The sequence below is a fragment of the Nocardia anaemiae NBRC 100462 genome (genome assembly GCF_001612725.1).
Taxonomy (GTDB): domain Bacteria; phylum Actinomycetota; class Actinomycetes; order Mycobacteriales; family Mycobacteriaceae; genus Nocardia; species Nocardia anaemiae.
In genome coordinates, this window is sequence record NZ_BDAZ01000004.1 from 1 (window position 1) to 14685 (window position 14685).

Consider the following 14685-nt stretch of genomic DNA (forward strand, 5'->3'; position numbering starts at 1 on the left):
AAGCCTCATTACCGTCCGATGCCGTCGATCCGCCTGGCTCGGAGATGGCCGCGGTCGCATGCGGCGTTCCCTGGTCCGGGCCCGGTGACGACGGCGTCAATAGTCGCACCGGTGCGGCGGGCTGATCTTCGGGCATGGTGAACGGCCGCAGCGGCATGGCATCGTCGGTGGCGATCATGGTGGAGATATGTTGCAGGACAACGCCTTCGCGCAGTGCCCAGGGGCTGACCTCCAACCTATCGATACCCAGCGTCGACATCGTGGCATCGGCGATCGACGCCCCCGCCAATATCTGCCGGGCGCGCGGGCGTGACACGCCGCGCAGTGTCGCCCGCTCCTGGGCAGAGAGTGTCGACATCAGCCGCGCTGCCGCGCGCACATCGCGATGACGCAGCGGTCGCACCGCAAATGGTCCGTCCCGTTGCGGCGGGGCACCGGCAAGGCGTGCCAGTTGTTTGAAAGTCTTGGAACTGCCGATCACCCGCCGCGGTTGGCCCTCCCACAGCAGCCGGTCACGCACCTCTTTCAAACAACCCTTGATGTGGCTACGCATCGCCTTGTACTCATCTCGCGTCGGTGGATCCTTGCTCAGGAACACCCTGGTCAACCGGCCCGCACCCAGCGGCAGCGATAGCGCCAGCGCCGGTTCGGCATCGCGCCCAAGCGCCAATTCCATTGATCCCCCACCGATATCGAGCATGAGCAGTGTCCCGGCGCGCCAGCCGTACCAGCGTCGCACCGCCAAATACGTCAGGCGTGCTTCCTGCAAGCCGGTCAGAAACTGTGGACGGATGCCAGCGGCGTTCTCGACGCGGTCGAGCACCAACTGTTGGTTCGGTGCGTCACGAATAGCGGCGGTGACAAAGACATAGAAACTGTCGATTTCATATCGCCGCGCGGCCGACAGAATCCGTGTAATCGCCTCGACGAGGCGGTCGGTTCCCGGCTCGCTGATGACCCCGAAGGCATCGATGTCTTCGCCGAGCAGTACGGGCTCCTTCAATGCCCGAATCGGCAACGGCGGCGCTCCCGGCGAGGCATCCACGACAAGGAACTGCGCCGAGTTCGAACCCACGTCCAGCACACCGAGTCTCACCCTCGGGACGTACCCACCTCGGGCGAACCCATGTCTATGGGGTGAACCCGATATCGGTGGTCGGCGTGCACGACGGTAAGGCCGACCCGATGCCGATACGAGTGGTGTTCGGCAAACATATCGGCTGGACCGAAGGGGTCACATGTCGATGAGCGTGAGCGGCGCGGCGATAACCATGGAAGCCCACTTGACAGGCCCTCTTGCCATTGCACCGTTTGGTGATATTTTTTCTGTAGGGTCGGCTAGATCTCGTACTCGCTTCGCATCGAGGGAGATGTTGTGTTAATGGCCGGAAGCGTCGCCATCGCAAGGGCTTGCGCGGGAATTCTCGGTACTCTCGCGTGTCTGGTCGGAGTGAGTAACGCGCACGCCGATGATGAACCTGGCCCGTTAATAGTCGGTGGCACAGCATATTTCGCTATGGGCAGTTGGAACTGCTCGATCGGTGCGGATGGCACGGTGGGTTGCGACCTCGCAGCCCCGGCCCCGTCCATGAATGTGCTGTATGCCGGAATGCAGGTCACCCTGCCGAATGCGCCAGCCATAATCATCGACTCGACCATGTGGCCCGCACATCCTCAGTGGAACTCCAACGGCAGTCATACTGTGCCGGGCGGAAATCCGCCGCTGCCGCGCATCGAACCCGCGAGTTACCATGACCCACAGTATTCGTTCTCATATGCCGGAGCGAATTGCCAAATCACCTATCAAGGTGCGGCAGTGTGCACATCGATGGGGCACGGATTCAGCCAATGGGGACCAGTGCCGCACGGCTACTGATCCCCACGAATCACCGGCTACCGGTACCAGACACCGGAATCCCAATCACCGTAGTCCCACACGTTGAAATCGTAGCGACCATGCGCACCCCCGAACAGATAGCCCCACCATCCAGCCGAGGTGTCGCAGATCTGGTCGTCGTGGTTGCACACCGTCAGCACCGGAAAGTCGCCGAACCAGTCGTCGACACCGGCCAGTGGATAACCGACGATCCCACTCCCGGGAGTCGACGACAGACCACCCCAACCGGGCCCGGGGGCTCGCTTGGGATCCGACAGGAGAATAGCGTTGGCATCGCCGACATCCTGGTGGGCGGTGACCCAGGCGTGGACGATACCCGCGCCTTCGCTGTGCCCGATCAACCTGATGTGGTCGTATGGACATTCGCTGCGATGCAGCCAGAACAAGCGGTCGAGTTCGTTCAATCCCGACATCGGATCGAGCGAATTGTAACCGACAGGTTGATCCACGAAGGGGATGAACACCGACGAGGTGTTATCGCCGAGACCGCCGATACCGATGGCCCAGTCGCCAATACAGTTGTCGGCGTGCGCCTTCGGCTCCATCTCGTTGGTGAAGGAAAGGATGATGGCCAACAGTAATGCGGCGAAGAGCGCCGTTGCTCTACGCATGGTCGTACTTCTTCATTTATAGTGCCTCCGGGTCCAGCCCGGCTCGAATCAGGGAGTACCCAGAAGTTGCTCGCGTTCTTGCTTTCTGGCGAAATAGTTATGCAGACGATCTATATATTGGCCGTAACGCAATGTCGGAGACCATTATCCACAAAGGGGATCCGCTGGCCGAGTGTCGTCGCGAGCTCTACACTCCCCCTTTGCCCGAGCTTCGACGGTCGAATGTCGTGGGGCATGGCTGTGGGGAATGGTTGTTGCGGTGGACTTTTGGGATCAGGTGTCCGCAAGGTTGCCCCCAGCCTTACGGCAAAACGTTCAGGCCTCCGAATTGGGAGAGCTTGCCGGGTCGCCGTACTCACAGGTTGGCAGCGCGCCCTTGATGCTGCCACTGTCGAAATCCGAATAGCTTGTGGTCCGCGGGGTTTTACGCCGAGTCCCTTTCTCCTCGCCCGACCACCTCGTCCCCCGACCTCGAAGGCATGCAGCACACCCCGGTGATCTACCATGCGCGCGGCGCGATCGTCATCGTGCTCATCGCCGCCGGGCCCTGAACTCGCCTGGCCGAAACTTCGCTGTTCCCATTCTCTGGCCGCTGCGGCAACTGTCTCGTCTCGAGTACGCGTGGGTCACTCGGTGGCCATTTCGACAGCGACCACACCCGCGCCGAGAATCGCGAGCCGACCGGGCGCTTCCGCGGCGCTGGTGGCTTCGCGACCTGTCCACGGCTGCAACGCATCCAGACCCGGCAGCGGCGGCAGGCCGCGGCGGTGCCGGTGCACACCGTCACCGCGTGCCGGGCGGTGAGCCCTACGATGCCAGCCTCGGAGGTGTGGACGGTCACCCGCCGGGATCCGTCGAGCCTTGCGTGGCCGCGAATGAGCTCGACCCGCACGAAGTCCAGCCAGTCGACCTGGTCTCAGTCGCTCCAATCGGCCACCATGCGATCACCGTGCTTCAACACCGCGGGCGCGTCGAGTCGTCCGGTGATCGCGCCGCCGACGCCGGGGAACCGTGCGGCCTCGCGGTAGAGCAGGGCGGGGCGCAGCAGCGCCTTGCTGGGTTCCCAAGCCCAGTACGAAGATTCGCCACCGACCAGTTCGGATTCGACGATCACGGTGCTCAACCCGGCGGCACGGGTCCGATCGGCGACATTCTCACCGACCGGCCCGGCCCCGATGACCACGACATCGTAGGTACGAATTTCCTTGTCGGCCATGGGTTCACCGGCAATGCTGGAATCAGCGGCCCGGCGCGCGCTGAGTGACTTCCTGTAGCAACCAGCCGTTGCCGTCGGGACCGGTGAACGCGGCGAACGAACCGTAGCTGCGTCGCTGCGGATCCACCCCGGCGACGCGGTGCTGGGTTCCGGCGTGGTGGAAGACACCGGTGGCGTCGCGGAACGGTCCATCGACCGCGATCCCGCGCTCGGACAGCTGCGCGACGGTCTTCTCGAAGGTTTTTCGCGGTGGTCAGTGGGCAGAGTCGCGGGTCGCCTGCTCGATCACCCCGACGACCCGGTCGGGATGTGAGACGGCCACCGAATGCGATGCGGCGATTTCGGTGACCTGTGCGTGCGCCCGCTCGGCCATGAACCACTGTGCGGCGAACGGGATATTCAGGTCCTCGGTGGTGATCACGTCCCAGCTGGGCTTGTCCGTCCACGCGGCGACGGTAGCCTTCTCCTCCAGTGCCGCCTGCGCGATCGGGCGCTGCGCGGCGCCCGTCAGGGCGGCGCGGTCGGCGGGCACGTCGGCGGCGAACTGGTCGTGGAACTTGGCCTGCTGGATGTACAGATCGGTGCCGACTCTGCCGTCGGGCCCGGTGAACGCGACCGGGTCGAGCGTGCCGGGCAGCGTGGAGCCCGGGAACTTGTTCGTCAGCTCGAGCGCGGTTTCGCCCGGCGCGGGCAGGAACGCCGCGACATACACCCCAGTCGGGCGGTCATCGTCGATGAGGCCGTTGGACATTCGCCGGATCCCGCACACGCATCAGCGTCCGCGCTGCCGTCTGCGGCCGATCGGAACGAGGCAACCCCGGAAAACCGGTTCTTCCAGTGGTTATCGGCCAGTGTCAGCGTCACTGGCCGATAAACACGGGCGGGAAAGGATGCGTGCGCCTGCGCTTACGTCCTGTACCGGAAGAGGATCCGGCCGCGGGTGAGGTCGTATGGGCTGAGCTCCACGAGCACCCGATCATGCGGCAAGATCTTGATGTAGTTCTTCCGTATCTTCCCGCTGATGTGTGCGAGCACCTTGTGCCCGTTCTCGAGCTCCACCGTGAAGGTGGCGTTGCGCAAACACTCGACTATGGTGCCCGTTATTTCGATGCCCCTCGAAGTTTTCGTCATCGCAGCACCAACTCCAAGTTGCTGCTCGCACGTCGAGCACCGATACCCTCGAACAGCGCCATGGCCGCAGCGTTGGATTCGTTCACATCGGCTGATGCCGTTTCGATCCCGTTGCGGTGCAAGGCGATCAACGCGTGGGCCAGCAGCGTCCGAGCGATACCGCGACGGTGCTGATCGGCCCGGACTGCGACGAGTCCGATGCGTGCATGTCGGCGTCGTGGTACCACTCGCACCAGTCCCACATATCGATCGGACTGCGCTGCCACCACGTACTTCGACGGGTCCAGGATGGTGTTCCCGTCCGGGAGGGCCAACACCTCGGCTGGCATCTCCTGCCATCCGACGGTTGCCTCGACCTCGTCGCGAATCTCGCGGTCCAATGCGCGCAGCGGGGCTTCCTTTGCCTCACCGGCGGACACGATCGTGACGCCCGGCGGCGGGAGCACCGCGTCGAGCCCAGTGACCTGCGGATCGGTGGGCATGAGGTATTCCCACTCGCGCCGCCGGGTCGTGAAACCGGCCCGCTCCCAACTGGAGATCGAGTGCCGGTCGGTCTCGTCGACCACCGTGTACAGCGGCGTCGGCAGGTCTGCCGAGATCGCCTCGGCGAGTTGGCCGAAGACCGCGTCATGCCATGAGTCGATGCTGACGAAGATCCGCCCGTCGGGGCGACGCGAGGCGTCGCTGCGGCCGACCACCCGGTCGTCCTCCATCGCGTGCCACTGCGTCTGTGTGACCCGCGTGATCACTACGGAGGGCTCGCCCATGCCCGAAGTGAGGTTCACAGAATTCATAGGTGTTGCCTTTCGGGATGCCTTGTTGCTCAGGCACTCCCGGCGATACCTACGTCGATCGCCCAACCGTGAACACGAGGGGGAGCACCCACATCGATACAGCGTTCATGGGTCTCACCTCCTCGCGTGATGGCACGGTCTCCCGGAGGCTATCAGCCCGAATATCGCCCGCGCTAATCATTTTTCCGCTGCACGCCGACAACGGTGACATCGGGTCACGCAGCCCACAGGCGATCCCGCAGGCCCTGTGGCTCCCGGGCGAGACGTTCTCGGGATTCACAGGTGACCTTGCGGAATCGCCTGTCGATGTCTTCTCGGCTGTGCTGTGTGTGACGGCTCCACGAATTGACGGTTCAGCGGTGATGCGCCGCGGCGCCGTTCGGGATCCGGGCGTCTAGGTGACCGAGTCGAGTGAGGAGAACACGACCACGTTGGATAGGTAGCTCTTTGCGGTCTGGTCGAACTCGCCGCCGCAGGTGACGACCTGAAGGGTCGCTCCGCCGCGGGCACCGAACACGGTCTGATCGGGAAACTGGGATTTCTGGTACATCCGCACGTCCGTGACCTTGAAATGCGCGGTCTTCCCGTCCGCGCGGGACACCTCGATCATGTCGCCCGGCTTCACCTTCTTCAGCTCGAAGAACACCCCGGCACCCTGGTAGGAGTCGACGTGGCCGAGGATGACCGCTGAGCCCTGCTCACCCGGCGCGGGCCCCTGCTGATACCAGCCAGCCTGCTGATAATCCGCGGGCACCTGCACCGAGCCATCGGAATTGAGGCCCAACGCGATCAACGACCCCGAGGCGTTGATCGATCCGATCTTGAACGACATCGGAGTCGACCGGCCGATCGGCGCCGCGGTCTGCACACCCGTGGTCGGCGCGGCCGCAACGCTCGTACTCGCGGTCGAGCCGGTGCCAGCAGACGACCCGCAGCCCGAGAGCAGCGCCGCAGTGGCCACCGCTATGGAGACGAAAACGCCGAGCATCCTCCGGCGGGAGCTCAGCATGGACACGGCCGATATGCCTGATGTGGTCATCTGGTCACTCCCGCCATGCCGCCCGCGCCGGTTTCGGGCGCGCCCTTGGGGATCACGTACCCGCCGGGCGGGACCAGGTCGGTGACTGCAGGGCCACCGGGGATTCCGGTGGTCGCGCCCACGGGAATCGTCATGCCGTACACGATGTCCGCACCCGCCGCGCCCGCTCCAACAGCCGCCAAGTCGATACCACCCAGCCCGCCGGCTTGTACTCCGACCCCGGCGCTCGCACCGACCTGTCCGCCGCCACCGAGGTTCCCATTGCCGCCGACCTGCACGCCGCCTCCGGCGTTCCCGCCCGCTTGCACACCGCCGCCGACGTTGCCCCCGGTTTGTACGTCACCGCCGACCTGGACGCCGCCGCCGATGTTCCCACCCGTCTGAGCGTCACCACCGGCGTTCCCACCGGCTTGCCCGCCGCCTCCGGCATTGCCACCGGCTTGCACACCGCCGCCGAGGTTCCCGTTGCCCCCGGCCTGGACGCCGCCACCGGTATTCCCGCTGCCGCCGACCTGCAGGCCACCTCCGGCATTGCCTCCCGGTGTTGTGCTGGCACTCGGCGCGACAGATCCACCGACGTTGGCGCCGAGCCCGCCCCCGCCCTGCACATCGACACCCGTCCCGACGCCCCCACCGACACCGACGCCCCCACCGACACCAACTCCTCCGCCGAGGTTTCCGGTGCCTCCGCCCGGCACACCCGCGCCGACGGTCGACGAGGCGCCACCACCGCCGCCGATCTGTACGCCCGCGTCGGCTCCGAGATCGATGCCCGGGGCGGGAGCCGTTGTCGTCGTGGGGTCCGCAGCAGCCGACGTTGCGCACACAACGACGGCAGCCGCGACGACCACCGCAGCCGAGAAAGTTCTTGCCGACATTGTTCAGTTCTCTTCCAGCAGTTGTTATTCGACAACCTCTCCGTCGGATGTATCGCGTCTTGTGTTACGGAAAATTGTCCAAAGATCTCGAATCGGTAGCCGATTCGGTCATAACCGCCGTTCAACCCCACGTAGAGCCGTCAACTGAAACGTAACGGGGATATTCGAGACCGCACGTCTGAACAACCCCCTAAACCGCTTAGGGGCTGTCGACAGATCCCTGATATAGGAACGTCGGCGGTAATGCCGTAAGTCGAATTGCTGCCGTATGCAACGGTTTTCGATGTGGGCAGGTTGGCATAGCACGCTTCGCGACATCGGATTGCAGCGGCGGTCGCTCGCTCGCGGCCGATCAGACCTCACAGTGCCCGCCCAGCTGATGGTGGGTGTGGCAGGTCTAGAAGGATGTGCTGGGAGTAGCCCAAGTGCAAGGAGAAACGAAGTGGAACGCATCGGCGTGATCGGCGGCGGCACCATGGGTGCCGGTATCGCCGAGGTAGCCGCCCGCGCGGGCGGGTCGGTCCTGGTTCTCGAACGCGATACCGAGGCGGCCGATGCCGCCGTCGGGCGTATCGAGAAGTCCCTGGCCCGCGCGGTGAAGTCCGGCCGCCTCGAACAGGCCGCCGCCGACGCGGCCCGCGCCAATATCACTCTCACCACGTCGATCGACGATTTCGCCGACCGCGAGCTGGTCATCGAGGCGGCGCCGGAGATCGAAACGCTCAAGGCCGACTTCTTCACCAAGCTGGATGCCATCGTCTCTCCCGAGACCATCCTTGCCACCAATACCTCATCGATTCCGGTGATCCGGCTTGCCAACGCCACCGCCGAGCCGGGCCGGGTGGTCGGTGTGCACTTCTTCAACCCGGTCCCGGTACTGCCGCTGGTCGAGATTGTCGTGACTCTCAAGACCGAGCGCGCGGTCGTCGACAAGGTGACCGCCTACGCTCGCGACGTACTGGGCAAGCGCACCATCGAATCCAAGGACCAGGCCGGATTCATCGTCAACGCCCTGCTGATCCCGTACCTGTGCAACGCGATCCGCATGTTCGAGACCGGGTTCGCCAGCGCCGAGGACATCGACGAGGGGATGGTCAGCGGCTGCGCCCACCCGATGGGTCCGCTGCGCCTGACCGACACTGTCGGCCTGGATGTCACGCTCGCCGTCGCGGAGTCCCTCTACGCCGAGTTCGGCGAACCCCAGTACGCGCCACCGGTACTGCTACGCCGCATGGTCGACGCCGGATACTTGGGCCGCAAGTCTGGCCGAGGTTTCTATACCTATTGATCCATCGTGAACGGCCGCCCGCGCGACGAGCGCGGGCGGACCCACGAGGACCGTCTCGAGAAACCGGATCGATCGCGGAACGGTGTCGGTTGTGCGACGGATCGGTGGAGATCCCGCTCGTTGGTACCTCGGTCGGCGCGTCGCTGCCACATGCTGGCGCAGAGAGGTCTGCCCTGTACCCAGCGAAGGGAGATACCCCGTGGCATTGGGACGTCGTCGGCTGCTGATCGGCTTCGCGGGTACCGGTGCCCTGGCCTTGGCCGGATGCGGGCAGCGAGAACCCGAACCCAAACCCGCCACACTCCGATTCGATCCCCCACCCGGCGTCCACGACGTCGATGCCCGAACCCCCGGCACGGTCACGGTCACCGACGGGACGCTGCTGTCGGTCGAATGGATCGATGAATCGGGCAGACCACTGCCGGGCGTATCGGCACCGGATCAACGAACATGGACCAGCGCCGAGCCACTCGGCTACGGACATACCTACACCGCGAAAGCCGTGGCACACGGCGAGACCGGCGACGTCACCGCGACAACAACCTGCGCCACCGTACAACCGCGACAACTGATCGACGTCTCGCTGCGGTCCGCCAATCTCGTCGAGCTGACCGAAAACGACACCTACGGCGTGGGGTTCGTGCTTGTCGCCCATTTCGACGAACCCGTCGACCGGGCGGCCGCGGAATCCCACCTGAAAGTCACCACCCAACCCGCCGTCACCGGCGCCTGGTACTGGCTCGACGATCAGAACGCACACTGGCGGCCCGAGCAATATCACGCACCGGGAACCAGGATCACGATCGCGGCCGAACTCTTCGGCGTCGCGCTCGGCGAGGGCCGCTACGGCCTGCGCGACCAACGGGTGTCGGTGATCATCGGCCCCGCACACGTCGCGATCGCCGACGACAACACCAAACAGATCGAGGTCTTCGACAACGGAAACCTGGTGCGCACCATGCCCACATCGATGGGCCGTGGCGGCACCGCGGTCGTCGGCGGCAGATACATGTCGTTCTGGACTCGCCCCGGTATATACACCGTGCTGGACCGAAAAGACCCGGTGATCATGGACTCCGCCACCTACGGCCTGCCCAGCAACTCCGGGCTCGGCTACCGCACGAGCATCAACCACGCGGTCCGCATCAGCCACGACGGAATCTTCGTGCACGAATTGGCCGCAAGCATGTGGGCCCAAGGCAACACCAACGTCTCACATGGCTGCCTGAACCTCTCCCCCAACGATGCCGCATGGTTCTACGACTTCGTCATTCCCGGCGATGTCGTGGAGGTCCGCAACACCGGCGGTGACCCACTCGATATCTGGCAGAACGGTGATTGGGGCATCCCCTGGTCCGACTGGCTTCGCGGCGGCACCCACACGTGACACGGAAAACCAGGCCCCCATCTCGGTGACTTGCCTCTGTGAACCACCGGCCACCTGAGTGCTGAGCCGCAACGTCGGCAGCCTTATACCAGGGCATGGGAGGGGCGGTCAGGACGGTCTCGGGTCCTGAGTGTGTCCGGCTGCCGCGTGGCGCGGCACTTTTGCCCGGTAATGCCGGGCCCCTAGCTCGTCGTCGGCTCTAGGTCGCGCCGTGCCTGGATCGAATGTCGCCGACGAGATCGTGCCCGCCGCATACCAATACGCGAAACCGTCGAAGAATCAATCGAATTTGATCTTGCAATTCGTAGCATAGGTAAAGATCAAATTGCGTTACCTCGGCAAAATGTATCGTTTGCCGATTATTAACCGTGATTATTCGCACAATGCTGGAAGTGGATTTGCCGATTTCTTTTTCATAACATTTGCGGTGTGCGACGTGATGGCGTCGTTATCCACCTGTGAAAAGGAAGCTCCATATATGATCTCTCGCAAGGCCCTTGCCGCCGCCGCAACCGTCTCCGCCGCCGCCCTGTTCTTCGGCCCGGTCGCGGTGGCCTCCGCCGCTAACCCCGTCGCCAACTCCGCCGCCACCGGCTCGGCGGGCTCGGGTTCGGCCGACGGCGGTTCATCTACGGGTTCGGCAGGCTCGTCCTCCGGTTCCGCCATGCTCGACTCCGGCAGCTCGGCCCTCGACGGCGGCACCTCCGCCATCCTCAACATCATCAATTCGATCGCCGGTATCAGGGACCTGAACCAGCCCCCGAAGCCCGCCTCCTGATTCGGTCTCGGTAGACCACCGCTTCCCCCGCGTCACCCCGCGGGGGCCGGATTTCTTTCCCGCTGCGCTACGCATCGGTGCGTGCGCGCTATTGCAGCGAATTTGCCATAACCAAACCGGTCATTCGCCGTGTCGAGTAGCCACGGCGGGTGGCCTGCTAACGATTCCGTTTGCCTGCCAACGAGATAGCCCTCCGCACGGTGCGTCCGAACCTTCTTTGGACACCGGGTGGTTTCGTGGGTCTTTCGTAGCGGCGATCCCGAATCTTCGGCATCTGGAATGGTTTCACGACGACGTCCGCATCGATCGAATTTTCGACGGGACGCTCGATCCCGGCGGGTGCCACCCGCCCCGATCCGACCGGGCCTGCCCCTGGGTGAGTCGATTCCGTCGGATCGCCTGTACCGCTAGGCCGGTAAGATCAAGGTGAGGATGATCAGTCGGGGTTGGGGTATACAGCCCGGGACCTCGGTAGCACCCCCAGGTGCGGCCATCGACAACTGGACGGCAGGAATCTTCGGCCCATATCTATCGCGCGAGTGCGAGCAGAATGCGGGATTCACATGCCATTCAAATACCTGGCTACGGCGAGAAGAAGCAATCCCACGGATTCGGGCCTCGTCGGACCCTCGATTCCAGAATTCGCACGCCGTGGCCTGACCTCGCCCACCGATGTGCGCCGACGATCACGGTCGGCCTACGTCCGTGTCGTCCGAACGCGGCCATGTGTCGGTGTCACGCTGTACAGCGTGCTCGGTGAGGTCGACTCGTGCACCGCGGCGAAGTTCGAGCGGCAACTGCTCGCAACGCTGCACACCGCCGCCCCGACAATCGTCATCGACCTGTCCGAACTCGGATTTCTCGGAGTGGCAGGTCTGGAAGTGCTCGACGACGCTCGAGTGTGGTCGCAGCACACCCACGAGATGTACCTCGTCACCGGCACCGACTGCGTGGACCATGCGATCGCGGCCAGCGGTATGTCCGCATGCTTCGACACCTTCGCCAATCTCGACGATGCGCTGCGTGAAGTGGCGAAGCGGCACGGTCGTGGATGAGCACGCGGCCCCGGTGCTCACCCGGCCTGTGGCACCGGTGCGAGATCGTCCAGTGCGCTGAGCAGCGGGGCCAGTCGCTGTAGTTCTTCCAGATGTGTGCGCCCGAGCAGGGCCAGGGTTTGCTTGCCCGCCTCCGTCAGCATGAGTCGGACGACCCGGCGATCCTTGCTCTCTCGTCGTCTGCGGGCGACGAGGCCGAGTTGCTCGGTGCGATCGATCAGTTGCACCACACTGTGGTGGCGAGCGGACAGATATCCGGCGATATCACCGATGCTGGGCCCGTCCGGATCGGAATGTCCCCGGATCGCCAGCAGCAGCTGATGCTGGGTATCGGTGAGTCCCACTTCGGCCGCCCGGCGCTCACTCCACCGCATCAGCTGGCGCAGCCCGGTCCGGAACGCCAGCAACCTCGAGTACTCCTGATCGGTCAGGTGGGCGGTTGACTCCATCGACCCATCCATCATGCAGTGATATTATCACAGCATGATATAAGTGCGGCGATCAGGACGGCCGTGTTCCGGACCGGTCTCGGCCGCCCCGGCTCGACAGAGCTTTTATTCGCCACTACGTCCGAGGAGTGGTGGAAATGACTAGTGAAACCATGATGAGTCGGCATCCCGACATCGTGGAGTTGCGGGAAAAGTACGAGCGCGCTTCCGAGGCGCCGGACGCGCAGGCGGTTACCGGACTGCTTTTTCTGACCGGGCTGTATATCGCGATCTCACCGTGGGTGGTCGGATTCAACGGATTGTCCACCTTGACCGGCAACAACCTCATCGTCGGTATCGCTCTCGCGATGCTGGCAGTCGGATTCGCCTCGGTATTCGGCCGGACCCACGGCATCGTCTGGGCTGCTCCGCTGATCGGCCTCTGGACGATCCTTGCTCCGTGGATCGTCAGCGGGAACGTCGATACCACATCGACGATCTGGAACAACGTCGTCTCCGGCGCACTGGCCGTCCTACTCGGCCTGGGGTCGATGTTGCTCGGGATGAGGCGGACCACACGACTCACCGGCCAGACACCCGCCGCGACTCGAACCCCTCGTCCCTCCGGGCTGCCACCGGAAACGACCACAGGGTGAAACGACCACAATGCCGACGGCGAAACTGAAACCGCTTCGCCGCAGCGCGATCGGCGGTTCCCCCGCCGCGGAACAGTGAAGTCGATGGTGCACTAGCACCTCGAAGCGAACGACCCGGCTGCGCAGTGCGTAGTCGGGTCGGTTCGTGTCAACCCGGCGTGCTTCCGGGCGCACACCGGCATCGAGTCCTCGAGCCCTTCGGACCATTCGCGGCAATGATGGACCGTGCTCGAGACGCCATCGGCGAACCCCGCATGAACGATCAGCGCGCTTTCGGGCCTGGCGCACACTCGGCGCGGTTCGGGACTCAGGTCTCGAGGGCTTCGCCGGGGTCCGACCGGGTCGCGAAGCGGGAGATGGCCACGAGTCCGGGCTGGTAGCCGTGTGTGGTGTCCACGGTCAGCGTGGGCAGTTCACCGATGGCAGGGTCGAACTCATGCGGGCCGTTCGAAGGCCGGGACGAGGCCTGCGGTCCGGGTCGGCGAGTTGGCCAGGACCATGCCCTGGGCGACCTCGTCGTGGACGATCGCCGGGCAGCCGAGCTCGCGGGCGAGGGTGTGGGCGAGGGTCGTTTTCCCAGTGCCTGGTCGACCGGTCACCACGGTCAGGACTGGCTGGGCCATACCTCATTGTCCCCGTCCAGCGCGAACAAGCACGCCCCCGGCAACTAAGCGCCGAGTGGCGCGCCACGAGTATTCGACAGCGGGCGCTGGCTCGCCGAGACGCCGTGATCACCGCTCGGACGTGGTTCTCGCAGTACGGCGGCGAGGATGGCGCAACCGAGTGTCGCGGTCAGCAGGAGCAGGGTGATCGGCGGGGCGGCGAGCAGGGTGAGGCCGATGAGCAAGGTCAAGGCGTACCGGGGAACGTTGTGGAGTGCCATCGGTGCTGTGTGGTTCCGGTGTTCGAGAACGGGTGAGATGGTTCTTGGCTGGATCGGGCAGGGTGCGCGTGTAGGGGCGGACGCGATCGGCTTGCGGTCCGCGCGGAGTGTGCTCGGTGGTGAACACTACGGGCTGGCCCGCGGAAAGTGTTCTGTATCCGGGGGTTTCGATGCTCGAGTATTCGACGAAGACCGCCGCGGTGCGGTCATCAGGGGTGAGGAATCCGAAGCCTTTCTCGGAGTTGAACCAGGCGACGGTGCCATGCCGCCAGCCGATCCGGTCGGCGCCGGTATGTGGATGGGTGTCAGTAGGCGAGGGGGTAATCGTCGTCATCGGGTAGTGGGGTGATGAAGGATTGCTCGATTCGGTCGGTGATGTCGGCGGCGTCGAAGGCGGCGCGGATGCGTTCGGCCACCGGATGCAGTGCGCGGGTGTCCAAGCCGACGTCGTGGTCGGCGTCGTGGACGAGGGTGCGCTGATCGGCGTGGTCTGCCTGGTCACGGTCGGAGAACGTGGTCATGGTCGACCTCCTACGTCGTGCACTGGTGTCGGGATAAAGGGGGCGGGCCCATGTGATCGCTCTGGCCCGCCCCGCGAAGGAGTACGTGACTTGCGAGAAACGGATCCGCGGGCAGTGGCCGAT

18 protein-coding genes and 1 pseudogene are annotated in these 14685 nt (G+C 64.6%); 5 read left to right on the forward strand and 14 right to left on the reverse strand.

Going from position 1 to position 14685, the window contains the following annotated elements; genetic code table 11:
* The 9 genes from NA5_RS03315 to NA5_RS42780 form a co-directional block, all read right to left on the reverse strand.
* Positions 1 to 1075: Ppx/GppA phosphatase family protein (locus NA5_RS03315; protein WP_245672070.1), on the reverse strand; the 1075-nt coding region annotated here is incomplete at its 3' end.
* 818 nt (positions 1076 to 1893) lie between these two features.
* Positions 1894 to 2508, reverse strand: a complete 615-nt coding sequence (locus NA5_RS03325) for a hypothetical protein (RefSeq protein WP_063813161.1) — start codon at positions 2506 to 2508, stop codon at positions 1894 to 1896.
* Between the two features lie 626 nt (positions 2509 to 3134).
* A complete protein-coding gene (locus tag NA5_RS42020; RefSeq protein ID WP_245672071.1) occupies positions 3135 to 3287 on the reverse strand; it encodes a hypothetical protein in 153 nt (50 codons plus the stop codon).
* 137 nt (positions 3288 to 3424) lie between these two features.
* Positions 3425 to 3724 (reverse strand): FAD-dependent oxidoreductase, encoded by a 300-nt coding sequence (locus NA5_RS42025; protein ID WP_062981794.1) that lies wholly within the window; start codon positions 3722 to 3724, stop codon positions 3425 to 3427.
* 253 nt (positions 3725 to 3977) lie between these two features.
* A complete protein-coding gene (locus tag NA5_RS03340) occupies positions 3978 to 4475 on the reverse strand; it encodes an alpha/beta hydrolase (RefSeq protein WP_245672072.1) in 498 nt (165 codons plus the stop codon).
* A 155-nt stretch (positions 4476 to 4630) separates the two neighbouring features.
* Positions 4631 to 4855 (reverse strand): translation initiation factor IF-1, encoded by a 225-nt coding sequence (gene infA, locus NA5_RS03345; protein ID WP_062981796.1) that lies wholly within the window; start codon positions 4853 to 4855, stop codon positions 4631 to 4633.
* Positions 4852 to 5649 carry a GNAT family N-acetyltransferase gene (locus tag NA5_RS03350; RefSeq protein WP_062981798.1) on the reverse strand — a complete coding sequence of 266 codons (798 nt, stop codon included), beginning with the start codon at positions 5647 to 5649 and terminating at the stop codon, positions 4852 to 4854. The genes infA and NA5_RS03350 overlap by 4 nt, the downstream gene beginning before the upstream one ends.
* Positions 5650 to 6043: 394 nt before the next feature.
* Positions 6044 to 6688, reverse strand: coding sequence for a class F sortase (locus tag NA5_RS03355; RefSeq protein ID WP_245672073.1), 645 nt, complete (start codon positions 6686 to 6688; stop codon positions 6044 to 6046).
* Complete coding sequence (locus NA5_RS42780) at positions 6685 to 7566, reverse strand: hypothetical protein (RefSeq protein WP_062981800.1); 882 nt, start codon at positions 7564 to 7566, stop codon at positions 6685 to 6687. Before NA5_RS42780 ends, NA5_RS03355 begins: the two co-directional genes overlap by 4 nt.
* Before the next feature lie 442 nt (positions 7567 to 8008).
* On the opposite strand from NA5_RS42780, the gene NA5_RS03365 reads away from it, so the two are divergent.
* The 4 genes from NA5_RS03365 to NA5_RS42785 all read left to right on the forward strand — a co-directional run bounded on the left by NA5_RS03365 (position 8009) and on the right by NA5_RS42785 (position 12074).
* A complete protein-coding gene (locus NA5_RS03365) occupies positions 8009 to 8854 on the forward strand; it encodes a 3-hydroxybutyryl-CoA dehydrogenase (RefSeq protein WP_062981802.1) in 846 nt (281 codons plus the stop codon).
* Positions 8855 to 9053: 199 nt separating this feature from the next.
* Entirely contained in the window at positions 9054 to 10241 is a 1188-nt protein-coding gene (locus NA5_RS03370; protein WP_062981804.1) for an Ig-like domain-containing protein, read from the forward strand.
* 325 nt (positions 10242 to 10566) lie between these two features.
* Positions 10567 to 11019 carry a hypothetical protein gene (locus NA5_RS03375; RefSeq protein WP_157110210.1) on the forward strand — a complete coding sequence of 151 codons (453 nt, stop codon included), beginning with the start codon at positions 10567 to 10569 and terminating at the stop codon, positions 11017 to 11019.
* 563 nt (positions 11020 to 11582) lie between these two features.
* A complete protein-coding gene (locus NA5_RS42785) occupies positions 11583 to 12074 on the forward strand; it encodes an STAS domain-containing protein (protein WP_062981807.1) in 492 nt (163 codons plus the stop codon).
* Between the two features lie 17 nt (positions 12075 to 12091).
* Here NA5_RS42785 and NA5_RS03390 read toward each other — a convergent pair whose 3' ends face one another.
* Positions 12092 to 12523, reverse strand: coding sequence for a MarR family transcriptional regulator (locus NA5_RS03390; protein WP_062982350.1), 432 nt, complete (start codon positions 12521 to 12523; stop codon positions 12092 to 12094).
* A 137-nt stretch (positions 12524 to 12660) separates the two neighbouring features.
* On the opposite strand from NA5_RS03390, the gene NA5_RS03395 reads away from it, so the two are divergent.
* Positions 12661 to 13158 carry an SPW repeat protein gene (locus tag NA5_RS03395; protein ID WP_084483880.1) on the forward strand — a complete coding sequence of 166 codons (498 nt, stop codon included), beginning with the start codon at positions 12661 to 12663 and terminating at the stop codon, positions 13156 to 13158.
* Positions 13159 to 13592: 434 nt separating this feature from the next.
* On the opposite strand, the gene NA5_RS03400 is transcribed toward NA5_RS03395, so the two are convergent.
* From NA5_RS03400 to NA5_RS03410, 4 genes and pseudogenes are all read right to left on the reverse strand, one after another.
* Positions 13593 to 13781 carry an AAA family ATPase gene (locus tag NA5_RS03400; protein WP_062981808.1) on the reverse strand — a complete coding sequence of 63 codons (189 nt, stop codon included), beginning with the start codon at positions 13779 to 13781 and terminating at the stop codon, positions 13593 to 13595.
* 44 nt (positions 13782 to 13825) lie between these two features.
* Complete coding sequence (locus tag NA5_RS42040; RefSeq protein ID WP_062981809.1) at positions 13826 to 14041, reverse strand: hypothetical protein; 216 nt, start codon at positions 14039 to 14041, stop codon at positions 13826 to 13828.
* 88 nt (positions 14042 to 14129) lie between these two features.
* Positions 14130 to 14375: pseudogene (locus NA5_RS42045) on the reverse strand (cold-shock protein); the annotation flags it as partial.
* The gene (locus tag NA5_RS03410; RefSeq protein WP_062981810.1) at positions 14347 to 14562 is read right to left on the reverse strand and encodes an Rv3202a family protein; all 216 of its coding nucleotides are present in this window, start codon (positions 14560 to 14562) and stop codon (positions 14347 to 14349) included. The gene NA5_RS03410 and the pseudogene NA5_RS42045, both read right to left, overlap by 29 nt.
* Between the last annotated feature and the right edge of the window lie 123 nt (positions 14563 to 14685).

Coding starts and splice junctions, on each gene's coding strand:
- NA5_RS03340 (WP_245672072.1), bottom strand. CDS start 4,475: ATGTCCAACGGCCTCATCGACGATGACCGCCCGACTGGGGTGTATGTC.
- NA5_RS42040 (WP_062981809.1), bottom strand. CDS start 14,041: ATGGCACTCCACAACGTTCCCCGGTACGCCTTGACCTTGCTCATCGGC.
- NA5_RS03395 (WP_084483880.1), top strand. CDS start 12,661: ATGACTAGTGAAACCATGATGAGTCGGCATCCCGACATCGTGGAGTTG.
- NA5_RS03410 (WP_062981810.1), bottom strand. CDS start 14,562: ATGACCACGTTCTCCGACCGTGACCAGGCAGACCACGCCGATCAGCGC.
- NA5_RS03355 (WP_245672073.1), bottom strand. CDS start 6,688: ATGACCACATCAGGCATATCGGCCGTGTCCATGCTGAGCTCCCGCCGG.
- infA (WP_062981796.1), bottom strand. CDS start 4,855: ATGACGAAAACTTCGAGGGGCATCGAAATAACGGGCACCATAGTCGAG.
- NA5_RS42785 (WP_062981807.1), top strand. CDS start 11,583: ATGCCATTCAAATACCTGGCTACGGCGAGAAGAAGCAATCCCACGGAT.
- NA5_RS03325 (WP_063813161.1), bottom strand. CDS start 2,508: ATGCGTAGAGCAACGGCGCTCTTCGCCGCATTACTGTTGGCCATCATC.
- NA5_RS03390 (WP_062982350.1), bottom strand. CDS start 12,523: ATGGAGTCAACCGCCCACCTGACCGATCAGGAGTACTCGAGGTTGCTG.
- NA5_RS03400 (WP_062981808.1), bottom strand. CDS start 13,781: ATGGCCCAGCCAGTCCTGACCGTGGTGACCGGTCGACCAGGCACTGGG.
- NA5_RS03350 (WP_062981798.1), bottom strand. CDS start 5,649: ATGAATTCTGTGAACCTCACTTCGGGCATGGGCGAGCCCTCCGTAGTG.
- NA5_RS42780 (WP_062981800.1), bottom strand. CDS start 7,566: ATGTCGGCAAGAACTTTCTCGGCTGCGGTGGTCGTCGCGGCTGCCGTC.
- NA5_RS42025 (WP_062981794.1), bottom strand. CDS start 3,724: ATGGCCGACAAGGAAATTCGTACCTACGATGTCGTGGTCATCGGGGCC.